General features: G+C 69.1%; 10 protein-coding genes. 5 read left to right on the forward strand and 5 right to left on the reverse strand.

The features are described from left to right. Positions 1 to 39: 39 nt before the first annotated feature. The gene (locus JK364_RS40080) at positions 40 to 1,416 is read right to left on the reverse strand and encodes an MFS transporter (RefSeq protein WP_201856350.1); all 1,377 of its coding nucleotides are present in this window, start codon (positions 1,414 to 1,416) and stop codon (positions 40 to 42) included. Positions 1,417 to 1,953: 537 nt separating this feature from the next. Between JK364_RS40080 and JK364_RS40085 the strand changes: the two genes are divergently transcribed. Together JK364_RS40085 and JK364_RS40090 are read left to right on the forward strand one after the other, a co-directional pair. Next, complete coding sequence (locus tag JK364_RS40085) at positions 1,954 to 2,592, forward strand: RraA family protein (protein ID WP_201856351.1); 639 nt, start codon at positions 1,954 to 1,956, stop codon at positions 2,590 to 2,592. Next, complete coding sequence (locus tag JK364_RS40090; protein WP_201856352.1) at positions 2,589 to 3,677, forward strand: D-2-hydroxyacid dehydrogenase; 1,089 nt, start codon at positions 2,589 to 2,591, stop codon at positions 3,675 to 3,677. The genes JK364_RS40085 and JK364_RS40090 overlap by 4 nt, the downstream gene beginning before the upstream one ends. Before the next feature lie 42 nt (positions 3,678 to 3,719). Here JK364_RS40090 and JK364_RS40095 read toward each other — a convergent pair whose 3' ends face one another. After that, a complete protein-coding gene (locus tag JK364_RS40095) occupies positions 3,720 to 6,071 on the reverse strand; it encodes a glycosyl hydrolase family 95 catalytic domain-containing protein (RefSeq protein ID WP_201856353.1) in 2,352 nt (783 codons plus the stop codon). Between the two features lie 187 nt (positions 6,072 to 6,258). Next, the gene (locus JK364_RS40100; protein ID WP_201856354.1) at positions 6,259 to 6,912 is read right to left on the reverse strand and encodes a DUF998 domain-containing protein; all 654 of its coding nucleotides are present in this window, start codon (positions 6,910 to 6,912) and stop codon (positions 6,259 to 6,261) included. Positions 6,913 to 7,259: 347 nt separating this feature from the next. Here JK364_RS40100 and JK364_RS40105 point away from each other — a divergent pair, with 347 nt between their 5' ends. Beyond that, positions 7,260 to 8,417: an alkaline phosphatase PhoX gene (locus JK364_RS40105; protein WP_201856355.1), complete on the forward strand. Its 1,158-nt coding sequence runs from the start codon at positions 7,260 to 7,262 to the stop codon at positions 8,415 to 8,417. 67 nt (positions 8,418 to 8,484) lie between these two features. Here the strand turns inward: JK364_RS40105 and JK364_RS40110 are convergent, their stop codons facing one another. Both JK364_RS40110 and JK364_RS55925 read right to left on the reverse strand, forming a co-directional pair. Then, positions 8,485 to 9,705 carry an LCP family protein gene (locus tag JK364_RS40110; RefSeq protein ID WP_443732271.1) on the reverse strand — a complete coding sequence of 407 codons (1,221 nt, stop codon included), beginning with the start codon at positions 9,703 to 9,705 and terminating at the stop codon, positions 8,485 to 8,487. A gap of 572 nt (positions 9,706 to 10,277) precedes the next feature. Further along, positions 10,278 to 10,679: a hypothetical protein gene (locus JK364_RS55925; protein WP_230993229.1), complete on the reverse strand. Its 402-nt coding sequence runs from the start codon at positions 10,677 to 10,679 to the stop codon at positions 10,278 to 10,280. A 163-nt stretch (positions 10,680 to 10,842) separates the two neighbouring features. On the opposite strand from JK364_RS55925, the gene JK364_RS40120 reads away from it, so the two are divergent. Beyond that, positions 10,843 to 11,748 (forward strand): LysR substrate-binding domain-containing protein, encoded by a 906-nt coding sequence (locus JK364_RS40120; RefSeq protein ID WP_201856357.1) that lies wholly within the window; start codon positions 10,843 to 10,845, stop codon positions 11,746 to 11,748. A gap of 180 nt (positions 11,749 to 11,928) precedes the next feature. After that, positions 11,929 to 13,257 carry an MFS transporter gene (locus tag JK364_RS40125; RefSeq protein ID WP_201856358.1) on the forward strand — a complete coding sequence of 443 codons (1,329 nt, stop codon included), beginning with the start codon at positions 11,929 to 11,931 and terminating at the stop codon, positions 13,255 to 13,257. The last annotated feature ends 31 nt before the right edge of the window (positions 13,258 to 13,288 follow it).

Consider the following 13,288-nt stretch of genomic DNA (forward strand, 5'->3'; position numbering starts at 1 on the left):
AGGTAGGGGCGGGCGCCGAGTGGGACGCCGCCGGGCGGCTCAGTGGCTGGCGAGGGGCCGGCCCTTGGTCTCGCGCACGAAGGCGACAGTGGCCAAGGTGATCAGAGCGGTGATGATGGAGGCGTAGGCGGGGATCATGTTGGAGCCGGTCGATTCGATCAGCTCGGTCATCAGCAGGGGGGCGCTGCCGCCGAAGAAGATGGTCGAGATGCTGAATCCGATGCTGTAGGCCGAGTAGCGCACGCTGGTCGGAAACATCTCGGCGAGCACGGTGTGGACGACGGCGGCGTGCCCGGAGAAGGCGATCGCCAGCACGATGGTGCCGATACAGGCAAGCCCGAACTCGCCCGTGGTGAGGAGCCGGAACATCGGGTACGAGACGGCGGCCATGGCCACGGCCGATCCGGCGAGGATGGGTTTGCGGCCGATCCGGTCCGACAGGCGGGCCATGAGCGGGATGCAGATGGCGATGGCGAGCAGGCTGAACGCCGTGACCATGAGAGCTCGCAGCATGGAGAAGTTGTGCTCGCCGAGCGATGTCTTCAGGTACGTCGGCATGTAGACGAAGAGCAGGTAGTAGCCGGGGCCGTTGAGCGCGGGGAGGAAGATGGTCAGCCCGATCGCCTTCAGGTGGCGCGGCGAACTCAGCGCTTCCCGCAGCGGGTTGCGCGCGACCGTCCGCTGTTCGCGCAGCGCCTCGAAATGAGGGGTTTCCTCCAGCTGGCGACGGATGTAGAAGCCGATGTACCCGAGGGGGACGGCCAGGAGGAACGGCACCCGCCAGCCCCATGAGGTCATCGAGTCGTCGCCGAGCGCGGTGATGAGGATCGCGGAGAAGGCACTGCCGGACATCAGGGCGATGAACGAGCCCACGGCGATGAAGCTCATCATGTAGTTGCGGCGCGCGTCGGGGGCGTATTCACCGACGAAGGACATCGCGCCGGCCACCTCGCCGCCCGCCGAGAAGCCCTGGAGCACCCGCAGCAGGACCAGGAGGACGGGCGCCGCGACGCCGATGACCGAGTGGGCGGGGATCAGACCGATCGCCGCGGTCGCCGCACTGATGAGGACCAGCAGGGTGGCCAGCAGGGACTTCCGGCCGATCTTGTCACCGAGGTATCCGCAGATGACGCTGCCGAACGGGCGGGCGACAAAGCTGATCAGGAAGCCGACGTTGGTGAGGAAGAGGTTGCCGGCCTCGGCCTCCCCCATGATGTTGATCGCGAGATAGGTGACGAGCAGGCCGTAGATGCCGTAGTCGTACCACTCGACGAAGGACCCGACCGCGCCCGCGAGGGTGGCCTTGCGGACCACCTTGTCATCGGCGGAGACGACATCGGCGGCTGCTGTATCGATCTGGCCCGGCACCGCCTCGCGGCGGGCTGATGTGGCATCAAGCCGATCTGACGCTGTCATACGCGTTCACTTTCGGTGTCGCGGACTCCGGGAAGGGTGTCCTGAAGAAGGATCGTGAGCTGGAGCCTGGTAGCCGCCGGCAGCCGCGGTGATGCCGAGGCGCACCCCTGCGCTGTGGTCCGGCGGGGAAGGCGGTGACGGCGCCTCGGGAGAGTTGGGTGGCTTGGGGATGTTCAGGAACCCGTCCGTCCAGGGCTCGCGGTGGTCCGTGCCGGACCGCTCGTCGCGACGGTTCCAAGGTGCGACTTGAATCGCGAATGAGAATAGATTCGCATTCTTGAGGCGGTCAAGGGTCCGCGTTGCCCCCACGTTAACCTTTCGACTCCATCGCCCTTCCGTCCCTGATTGCCGGAATTGCCCCGTCGATCGAGGCTCGCTCCGGTGACACACTCCCCCACGTCGACCCTTGTCCTGCGGCGCGGAGCGATGCACACTGACACCCACGAAACGCGAAAACTTTCGCAGTTTCTCTGTCGCACGACACCGTCGCCGGCGCGCTTCATCCCTCGCGCCGGACACCATCCGAAGGAGCCCGCGATGACTCAGGACAACGTGCGCGTGACACCCCCATGGGAACGCGTCGACGGGCAGCTGCTGGACCGGTTCCGCGCCCACTCCGTCGCCAACCTCGGTGATGCGCTCGACCGGCTGAACATCGTCGACGGTGGCATCGCACCCGTCTGGCAGGGCGCCAAGGCCGTCGGAACCGCCCTTCCGGTCCTGACCGTCGCCGGGGACAACAAGGCGGTGATCGCGGCACTCGAGCACATACGCCACGGCGACATCCTCGTCATCAACGCCTTCGGCCACGACGGGCGCGCCGTCATCGGGGACAACCTCGCCCAGCGCTTCGCCGCGTACGGGGCCGTGGGCGCGGTCGTCGACGGCTACGTCCGCGACGCCGCGATCATCGAGGAACTCGGCGTCCCCGTCTTCGCCCGGGGGCTCACCCCCGCCGGCCCGTTCAAGAACGGGCCCGGCGCCATCGGCGAACCGGTCGCCATCGGCGGCGTCGTGGTGAATCCCGGAGACATCGTCGCGGCCGACGGCGACGGCGTCATCGTCATCCCGCCCCACCGGGCCCACGAAGCGCTGACGTCGGTCCAGGAGATCGTCGCCCGCGAGGCCGCGCTGGACGCCGAAGTCGAGGCACTGCGGAACGCGGGCGTCCGATGAGCGACCGGAACCAGGCGGAAGGCAGCCTCAACCAGGCGGGAGGCCGCCTCCGTGTCGCGGTCGCCGCCCCGCTGTCCGAGGAGAACCGCGCCCGCGTCAAGGAGCTGGAGCCGCGGATCGACCTCGTCGTCGACCATGATCTGCTGCCCCCGATGCGCTGGCCCGCCGACTTCGCGGGAGACCCGGCCTGGCGGCGCGGCCCCGCGCGGCAGCGCGCCTACGAAGAGGCCATCGACTCCGCCGACGCCCTGTACGGCGTCCCCGACGTGGACCCGGCCGCCCTGGCGCGAGCCGTCCGGGCCAATCCGCGCCTGCGCTGGGTGCACACCATGGCCGCGGGCGGAGGCAGCCAGGTCAAGGCCGCCGGGCTGCGTCCCGATGAACTCGACCGTGTCCTCTTCACCACCTCGGCCGGGGTCCACGGACGCCCGCTCGCGGAGTTCGCCGTCTTCGGCGTGCTCGCGGGAGCCAAGGATCTGCCCCGTCTGAACCGCCAGCAACGTGATCGGCAGTGGAGCGGCCGCTGGACGATGGGACAGGTCAGCCGCCAGACCGTTCTCGTCCTCGGCCTCGGCGGGATCGGCCGGGCCGTCGCCGGGGCACTCCAGGCGCTGGGGGCGACGGTCATCGGCACGAGCCGGAGAGACGTCACCGTCCCCGGTGCCTCCACCGTGATCCACCCCGACCGCGTCACCGAGGTGGCACCGACCGTGGACGCCGTCGTGAACACGCTCCCCGGCACCGAGGCGACCGAGCACCTCCTCGGCGAGCGGTTCTTCGACACCCTCCGCCCAGGGGCCTCCCTTGTCAACGTCGGCCGCGGCAGCGTCGTCGACGAGGCCGCCCTGGCCCGCGCACTCGACTCGGGCCGGGTCGGCTTCGCCGCGCTGGACGTGTTCGAGCCGGAGCCCCTGCCGGTCGACAGCCCGCTGTGGGACCACGAGCGGGTGCTGGTGAGCCCGCACACCGCCGCGCTCGACGCGGCGGAGGACCGCCTCATCGCCGAACTCTTCGCCGCCAACGCCACCCGGCTCCTCGACGGAGACGAGCTGGTCAATCGTGTCAACACCGTCGAGTTCTACTGACCGGGGAGCCCCCCGTACATGATCGCTCCCCGGAACCCCGGCTCAGTCCGGCAGCCCCCACGGCTTCGCGTCGCCGACGGCCGGTACGTCGCGCGGGCGTAGATCGGGGTGGGCGCCGCGCGGAGCGACGACCGCCGTCTCGTCCCGGCCGAGGGGGATCTCGATACGGCCGGGGCCCGTCTCCCGGTACCGCAGCCGCCGGCCGTGCTCGTCCCGTACGTCGATGGCGCCGGCGATGCCGTGCTGCAGCACCAGTGGCGCACCCGCCTCGCTGTGGACCCGCACCCACCGGGTCCTGCCGTCGGAGCGGTCCGCGTCGACGAGGAACGCGCCCTGGGCGCGCAGGGACTGGAACGAGACGTCGGGCCAGCGCCGTGAGACGGAGGGGAAGACCCGGACGACGCCGCCATGGCTCTGTATGCCCATGTCGAGGATCGACTGGGCCGTGGTCAGCGGGCTCTCGATGCCCAGGTTGGTGTCCTCCGCGTACATGGTGTTCGCGGTCATGTAGCAGTCCATGTAGGACTCGTCGAAGCGGTTCCCGGTGAAGGTGGTGAGGAAGTCGAGGGCGTCCTCGGGCCGCCCCATCCGCGACGCCATCGAGGAGGCCGCCGCGTAGCTGTACCCCGCCCAGAGGCTGCGGTCCTCGGTCCAGTGGTCGAACGTGGTCCGCATGATGTCCCGGTCGCCCGGCCGGTCCCAGTCCAGCTCGTGCAGCGGGTACAGCCACAGCATGTGGGAGAAGTGGCGGTGGGAGTCGGCGAGTGGTGTGCCGGCGCCGATCAGGACGCCGTCCGCGCCGCGCGGGTAGTCGACCAGACGCCGCAGGATCTCCCGCCAGCGCCCGGCGCGCGGGTTGTCGGTGCGGAGGATGCGCAGGCAGTCGAGGAGCGTGGCGCAGCCCCAGCGGAGCAGGGAGAGGTCGTAGGTGCAGTCCACCGCGTCCGCGTACTCCGGAGAGCGGGTGAGCGGCAGATGCAGCTTGCCGTCACCGCCCTCGTAGAGGAAGTGGTCGTAGTAGTTCACCGCTTTGACGAGGATCGGGTAGAGGACGTCGCGCACGATGCGCGTGTCCATGGTGTGGCGGTAGCTGAGCCAGACGTTGTGCATGGCCCAGGAGAGGTTGCCGTTGTTGTCGGTCTTGGTGGAGGTGCCCGGGACGCCGACGGTGTGGGCGCCGGGGCGCAGCGTCCAGTCGGAGGGGTGGGACAGGGCGTAGATCTCTTCGTTCGGGATCTCGGGCGGGAGGGACAGCGGCAGGTTCTTCTCGAAGCTCTTGAAGGTGGAGGTGACGGAGTCGAGTTCGAGGTGGTTGGAGCCCTGGATCAGCCAGGTGGCGATCTGGACGTTGAGGTTCCACCAGACCGCGGTCCAGCTGCCGCCGGTCTCCGGGTACCAGGGTCCCCACTCGGACATCGAGGGGCCTCCGGCGCGGGTGGCGCAGGCGGCCTTGTAGAGCTGGATCCAGTAGAAGTCCTGGATCCGCTTGTCGGGCACGGAGAGCAGGCTGCGCTCGTAGAAGCGGTTCCACCAGCCGCGGTGCTCGCGCACCAGGTCGTCCGGGTCCTCGGCCAGGGTGCGCGCCACCTCGGCCACGGCCAGTTCGGTGGTCTTCGCGAGGTCGTCGGGGTAGCGGTAGACGATATGCGCGGCGAGCAGCCTGCCGGTGCCGACTCGGCGCTCACGCCAGGCGGTGGTCCACCCGCCACCCGCGATCAACGGCTGTTCGACGTAGTGGGTGGCGCCCGTGGAGCCGGTGCGGGGGTCGGGGTTGCCGGTGTAGTCGGCGGGCTTGCCCTTCGTCCGGGGCGAGGTGGCGGACATCCATGTGAACGACCAGGCCGCGCTCTCCTCGCCCGCGCTGGGCCGGGTGGAGATCAGCAGCGCGGTACGGGCGTTGTGCACCAGCATCGAGAAGCGGACGCTGCCCCGGGTGGTGGTGACGGTGCCGGTCAGCTCGGCGTCCCAGATGTCGAGGGTCCAGTCGACATCGGTCACCTCGCCGGCGAGGGTGAGGTCGAAATGCCCTATGGGCAGGCGTGAATAGCCGTATGTGGCGGCCCACTGGGGTCGCTGGTCCTGTACCTGGTTGTGGCTGACCATCACCTTCACGGAGTTGGCCGTGGCGCCCCGGTAGACGTTCACCCCGAGCAGACCGTTGGCCAGGAACGGACCGTCCTTCCAGTCGCCGGGCATCCGCCGCCACCGCGGAGCGGCGGCCCTGGCCAGCCGTTCGGGCAGGCTTCCCGACCCGTCGGGCCCCCGGGGCGCGGCCCAGGCGGTACCGGAGCCGGTCAGCCGCCCTCCGGCACCGAGCGCGACCGCCGAGCCGGCTACGGCCGCCGAGCCGATCACTCCTCTTCGAGAGATCCCGTTCCCTGTTGGCGCGGTCACGTATGTGCCTCCCATATCCGGTGGTGAACTACCGGCATGGTGCAGGCCATATGAGCTCCAGGGGAAGACCTCCGACGTATCAGAATCCAGAAGGGCCCATATCCGCAGGTGAGTTGGACGGCTCAGCGGCTCCCGCAGTGATGAAGAACGCCAGCCAACCGATGTATAGCCCCCTGTGCGGCGAGGGTCAGCGACACCCGCCTCTCCCAAGAGATCCACGAGCATGGAACAGCCCGAGGGCGCCGCCAGCCAGCACCCACGTCAGGAGAGGGAAGGCCGCGACTCGCTCCATACCTCCCATGCCCAGCCCCAGGTAGTGGTGCGAAAGGAAGAGCCCCAGGGCGGTGATTGCCATGATCCCCAGCAGGCTCGTGGCCCAACGCAGTGGACCCGGAGCATCGTTGGACAGGCCGACTCCCGCCAGCAGAAGGCCGATGTTGCCCGTTCCCATGATCAGCAGGGCACCCAGGACGTGCTGGTCCTCGTTGACGTCCGCAGGCGCCAGCCCCGCGAGCACAAATCCCAGACCGGCTCCGGCCAGCAGAAACCGCGCCACGGTGGCGGTGACGCCGCGGCGCCACATGGGGCCGGTCAGAGCGGCGCCGACGATGAGCAGCGTTCCCAGGGTGATGAACGAGACGTTCATCAGGTTGTGTTCGGGAGAACAGATATACCGTGGATCGGGTTCCCGCTGCATGGCGCAGTGAGCGTTGCCCAAGTCGCTGATGTTGTTCCGTGACCAGCTGTACGGTCTCCCCCAGGCCGACTCCACGATCGCGTGGATCACAAAGAACTGCGCTACACCCGCGATCCATGCGGAATATCCGATCCGAACCTTCACCTGTCCGCCTTCTGCCGCCCGATTCCCGTACGAGCCAGCGGACCATGCGGCTCCGGCCTCAGGCACTCCGGTGAGCCCCCGAAGCGGGGTAGGGCAGACCCCATGAAGTGTCGGACCCGGGAGGATGGCCGCCCGCTGAGCGGCGGGGGCGCACTGCACGGCGCGTTCGGAGGTGATCCGGGGCGACGGCAGTGCCAGCGCCTTTGACGGACACACTCCACGCCCGCGTCATGTGGTGTCCAGGCCCTGTCAATTCTGCCCACTGGCCGTCTGTCTAGGGTTCAAGACCGTGGGACCCCGCCGTCGGCCGGCGGCGGGGAACGGTCACGGCACTCCTTGGAGCCAGAGTGAAACGTCGCACCCTCCTGCGCGCCGCCGTCATCGGCGGCTCCTCGGCAGCTCTCGGCGGAACCCTGTGGCGCGGCGCCGCGTACGCCGCACCGGCGCAGCCGGGCGCCGGCCCGTACGGGGCGCTCGGTTCGCCGGACGCCAACGGCGTACGGCTTCCCGCCGGGTTCACCAGCCGGGTGATCGCCCGTTCGCGGCAGACGGTCGCCGGCACCTCGTACACCTGGCACGACGCCCCGGACGGCGGAGCCTGCTACGCCGACGGCAGCGGCTGGATCTACGTCTCCAACTCGGAGATCAACCCGTCCGGCGGGGCGAGCGCGGTGACGTTCTCCTCGGCCGGGGCGGTCACGGGCGCGTACCGCGTCCTCTCCGGTACCCGGCAGAACTGCGCGGGAGGCAAGACCCCGTGGAACACCTGGCTGTCCTGTGAGGAGGTCGACCGCGGCTATGTGTACGAGACCGATCCGTGGGGCGTGAAGGCCGCGGTGCGGCGCGACGCGATGGGCCGCTTCAAGCACGAGGCGGCGGCGGCCGATCCCGTCCGCCGGACCGTCTACCTGACCGAGGACGTCACGGACGGGTGCTTCTACCGTTTCACGCCCACGACGTGGGGTGACCTGTCCTCCGGCAAGCTGGAGGTCATGGTCGCCGGCTCCGGCACCAGTGGCCCCGTGACCTGGGCGACCGTGCCGGACCCGACCGGCGCCACCGCCACCCGCAACCAGGTGGCCGGGGCCAAGCGGTTCAACGGCGGCGAAGGGTGCTACTACGCGAACGACACCTGCTGGTTCACCACCAAGGGCGACAACCGGGTGTGGCAGTACGACGCGGCCGCCCGGACGATCGAACTGGCCTATGACGATTCGCTGGTCACCGGCGGCACGGCCCCGCTGACCGGTGTGGACAACGTGACCGGCGCGTCCTCCGGCGATCTGTACGTGGCCGAGGACGGCGGGAACATGGAGATCTGCGTCATCACCCCGGACGATGTGGTGGCCCCGTTCCTGCGCGTCGACGGCCAGTCGGGCTCGGAGATCACCGGCCCGGCGTTCTCGCCGGACGGCAGGCGGCTGTACTTCTCCAGTCAGCGCGGCACCAGCGGCAGCTCGTCGGGCGGCATCACCTACGAGGTGACGGGGCCGTTCCGCGGCTGACGGCCCGCGGTTGTACCGGAGCCGGAGACGCCGAGCGGCAGGCCGTCCAGCCGCCGCTCGGCGGGGATCACTGTGTGTCGGTCACGGTGACCGGCTCGTCGTTCTTGAGCTCCTGCACAAGCTGCTTGACCTTGGCCTTGTCCCACTGGAGGTTGCCGCCGACGCTGCCGGAGAGCGGCATGTTCAGCGACTTGCCGTCGCTGCCGGTGACGTCCTGCATGGCGAAGAACATCTTGGCCAGGTAGTAGGGGTTCATGTCCTTGTCGACGATGAGGGTGTCGAGTCCGGCTCCCATGGTGGGGTAGAGCTTGAAGGGGTTCAGGAGCGTGCCGGGCGTCGCGGTCTGGCCGGCCAGCGCGGAGAGGAACTTCTGCTGGTTCTTGGTGCGTTCCAGGTCGCTGGTGGCGAACGCGTGCCGGGTGCGGACGAACGCGAGAGCCTGCTGGCCGTTCAGCGTCTGCTCGCCCGCGTCGAAGTCGGCGCCGGACCACTTGTCCTTGAAGCCCTTGTCGAGGGTCATGTCGACGCCGCCGATGGAGTCCACGATGTTGGCGAAGCCGGAGAACCCGACCTCCGCGTAGTGGTCGATGTGCAGACCGGTGTTGTACTCGACGGTGCGGACCAGCAGCTGGGGGCCGTCGATGGAGTACGCGGCGTTCAGCTTGTTGTCGCCCAGCGGGCCCTTGAGGTCCCCGGACTCGGAGCCGCGGAACCTCGGGATGGTCACGTTCGAGTCGCGCGGCAGCGATATGAGTGTCGGGCCGGACGCGCCGTCGTGCAGGATCATCATCGAGTCCGTGCGCTTGCCGTCGGCGGAGCCCGTGTGCAGGTCCTTCTTCTGCTGGTCCGACATGCCCTCGCGGCTGTCGGATCCCACGATCAGATAGTTGGTGCCCTCCCCCGTCCCGGGGCGGTCGACCACCTTGCCGAGGTCGACTTCCTTGCGCAGCTGGGAGTCGGCCCAGAAGTACGTCGCCACCGAGACGACCAGCAGAACGAGGACCAAGGCGACCAGGACACGTATGACCGTCCTGCCACGGCGGCGGCGCGGCCTGCCGCGGTGCCCACCACCGTGCTCCTCGTACGGGAAGTCATCCGGTGGGTAGGTGCCGTCGTTGCCCGGCGCGGGGCTTCCCCATCCAGCGGGGTGCGCGAAGTCGGGGTTTCTGCTGTCTGTCCTTGGGTGCATGCCCGACAGTGTGCATTCCTCGCCCGGCCGAAACGCAAATGCCGGAGGGGATGCGCCTCGGAGTGTTTCCAATTTGATATACAACTCCAAGACGGGCAGGGAAAAACGCACAGCCGATATTTCCCATCAGCTATGGCTGCTTATGTGAAGGCCCTGCGACCACTCTGCATTTCGGACATTACCTGTGTGTGCTCCCGGTGGACCTCCGGCTCTCGTGTGCTGATCTTCTGGGATTTACCGCGTACGGCTGGGGCGCGTCGCCACACACCACTCCATGGCGGTGCCGACAGTGCCATTACCTACAGCGCCGAGGGCGCGGATCGTGTTACTCGGCCAGGATCGGACGGGGTCTGCCGGGCGAAAACGGACCGGAAGTAACACGCGTTTACGGTACGGCGCTGTAGGTACTGCCGACTGGTCCTCGGCGCGCGCCCTCCCTGGTCGATCTCCGGTCCCCCCGGGTTCAGGGACAGCAGGGCGCGTGGCGCGGGCGGGTACCCGCTATCCGCCCGCGCCCTCCTCCGACCCCCCGCCGGCCCCAGCCGGCGACATCGCCCGCACGGGGCATCTCCGCTGGTCATCACATAGTCCGGAGCGTCTGTCCGCCCGAACACGGCGGCGGCCGGTACCCCTCGGCACGAGGAGGGGCACCGGCCGCCGAGCGTGTGGAGTCAGAGCCGTCGCACCCAGGCCGCGGCGCCGTGCCCGATCGCCAGGTAAATCACCGCGGGCAGTGCGTAGTTGAAGAAGACTCGCACGGATTCCGTGTCCATCGTGAAGATGTCCTGTGACCATCCGGCGAGCCAGTCCGCTATACCGTGCACGAAGTCGACGAAGACATTCGCCTGATTCGCGTCGAGCAGGTACAGCAGGATCCACAACGCCAGAAAACCCGCGGCGATGTCCGCGAGGGTGTGAATGACCAGCGCTGTCCTGTCTGCACCCTGACCCCCTCCATTGCCCGCCCGACGCCGATTGGCGGCGGGATAGCCGACAGGGTCGGCATGGTATGGGCGATTTCCATCGCTGTTGTACTGACTGTTATCCGCTACGCGGTCATGGGGGTAACTCATGGAGCTCCCCCTTGCCGAGTCAGCCCAACCGAAACCTTCTTCACACTCGTTTCACACCGGTGTTCCCGGGGTGTTATGAATTCCGCCGAGCACCGGCCTCGGCCGACGAAATTTGAGGTGGCGTCAGTTCTCCTGGAGCGGTGCGGATGGCATGGTCGGGTGCGTGGAGCTACGTCACCTTTCCGGATTCGTCGCCGTCGCCGAGGAACTGCACTTCGGGCGGGCGGCCGAGCGGCTGCACATCGCCCAGTCGCCGCTGAGCCAGCAGATCCGGCTGCTGGAGCGCGACCTCGGGGTCAGGCTGTTCGACCGCACGACCCGGTCCGTGCAGCTCACCGCCGCGGGGCGGGCGCTGCTGGAGCCCGCCCGGCGGCTGCTGGCCGAGGCCTCGGCCGCACGACGGACCGTGCAGGCGGCGCATCTGGGCGAGGTCGGCCGCGTGACGCTCGGCTTCGCGGGTGCCAGCAGCTACTCCGCCCTGCCGGTGCTGACGCGTGCCGTCACCTCCGAACACCCTGGTATCGAGTTGGTGCTGGAGGGCCAGACCTATGCCGGTGAGGCGCTGGGACGGATCGCCGAGGGGTCGCTGGACCTCGGCTTCGTGGCACTGCCCGTACGGCGCGGGATCAGCGCACGCGTCGTCCGCATGGAGCGGCTGCAGCTGGCGCTGCCGGACAGCCATCCGCTCGCGAACCGTGCCGAGGTGGCCTTCGCCGAGCTGGCGCGGGAGCCGTTCGTGACGTTCCCGCTCTCTCGCGGCTCCGCGGTGCGGGAGGCGATGGTGCAGGCCTGCCACGAGGCGGGGTTCGCGCCGCGGATCGCTCAGGAGGCACCCGATTCGTACACCATGCTCGCCCTGGTCGGCGCGGGTGTCGGCCTCGCGGTGGTCGTGGAGTCGGCGCGCAACATTCAACTGGAACATGTCGTCTTCCGTCCCCTCGCCGGGGACGATGTGCCGGTGCTGCCGATCGCGCTGGGCTGGCGCTCGGGCAACGAGTCCGCCGCGCTGGCGGCGGTGCTGCGCGTCGCCGACCGGGTGCTGCCCACCCCGGCCGACTTCCATCGATAGCGGCGGTCGGCCGTCGATTATGACGGATGACGTCTGACCGATGGGCGTAATTGGTCTTGGACACCTCTGAAACGGCGGGTGCACAGTGATGCCCATCTCGCGATGGGGCGCCGAGCGGCCGCACCGCTCTCCTCCACAGGCTCTCGTGGCGAGATCTGCCGCTACGAGAGGACGCTCGTCATGCAGCACACCGCACCCGCCGATCGGCCGCCCACGGCCCGCGACGCCAAACGTGCCGGGATCACCGCCTTCGTCGGCACCACCATCGAGTGGTTCGACTTCTACATCTACGGCTCCGCCTCCGCGCTCGTCCTCGGCAAGGTCTTCTTCGCCGACATCCCGCCCGCGGTCGGCACACTGGCCGCGTTCGCCACCTTCTGGGTCGGGTTCCTCGCCCGCCCCCTCGGCGGCCTGATATTCGGCCACTACGGCGACCGCCACGGCCGCAAGAAGGCCCTGATCACCACGCTCGTCATGATGGGCACGGCCACCTTCTGCGTCGGGCTGCTGCCCGGATACGCGCAGATCGGCGCCGCCGCCCCCGTCCTCCTCGTCCTGCTGCGTATGGTCCAGGGCGTCGCGATGGGCGGGGAGTGGGGCGGCGCCGTGCTCATCGCCACCGAGTACGCCCCGCCGAAGCGGAAGCTGCTCTACGGGGCCTTCGCCCAGCAGGGCTCCCCGGTCGGCAATCTCCTCGCCACCCTCGCCTTCCTCGGCATCGCCAGGCTCCCGGACGCCGCCTTCGAATCCTGGGGCTGGCGCGTACCCTTCCTCGCCTCCGCCGTCCTCGTGGCCATCGGCCTGGTCATCCGGCTGCGGCTGGCGGAGACCCCCGAGATGCTGGCCGTCCTGGAACGCAAGCAAACCGCCAGGCTGCCCATCAAGGTCGTGCTCACCCGCTATCCGCTGCTCGTCGCGCTGGGCGTACTCGCGGGCACCGCCGGCGTCGCGATCACCTACATCAAGACGACCTTCGCGCTCTCCTGGGCCACCTCCGACATCGGCTTCGACCGCACCACCTTTCTGACCGTCATCTCCCTCACCCTCGTGGTGCAGGTCGTGGTCCAGCCCTTCGGCGCCGTCCTGGCGAGCAAGTGGCCGCTGAAGAAGGCCGTACTGTGGATGCTCATACCCGAGTTCGTCGTCCTGCCGCTGATGTTCGTGCTCTGCGCCACCGGCAACTTCTGGCTCGCCGTCCTCGGGATGGGGCTGGCGACCTTCCCGCACGCCATGTACTACGCGGCGCTGGCGGGCATCCTCGCCCGTGTCTTCCCCGTCGAGGTCCGCTACACCGGAATGTCCCTGTCGTACCAGCTGTGCACGACGCTCTTCGCCGGGACCGCGCCGATCGTCGCCCAGTACCTGCTCACCACCTCCGGCTCGATCTGGCCGGTCGTCGGTCTCGGCCTCGGCTACACCGCCGTGACCCTCCTCGGCGTGCTGCCCCTGCTGGCCCGCACCGGTGAACCTTCCCCGGCCGTCACCGCCCGCGCCGCCACACCCGTCTGAGCCGCCTCACCCGTCTGAGCCGTCTCACCCG

The organism is Streptomyces endocoffeicus (assembly GCF_016741935.1).
Taxonomy (GTDB): domain Bacteria; phylum Actinomycetota; class Actinomycetes; order Streptomycetales; family Streptomycetaceae; genus Streptomyces; species Streptomyces endocoffeicus.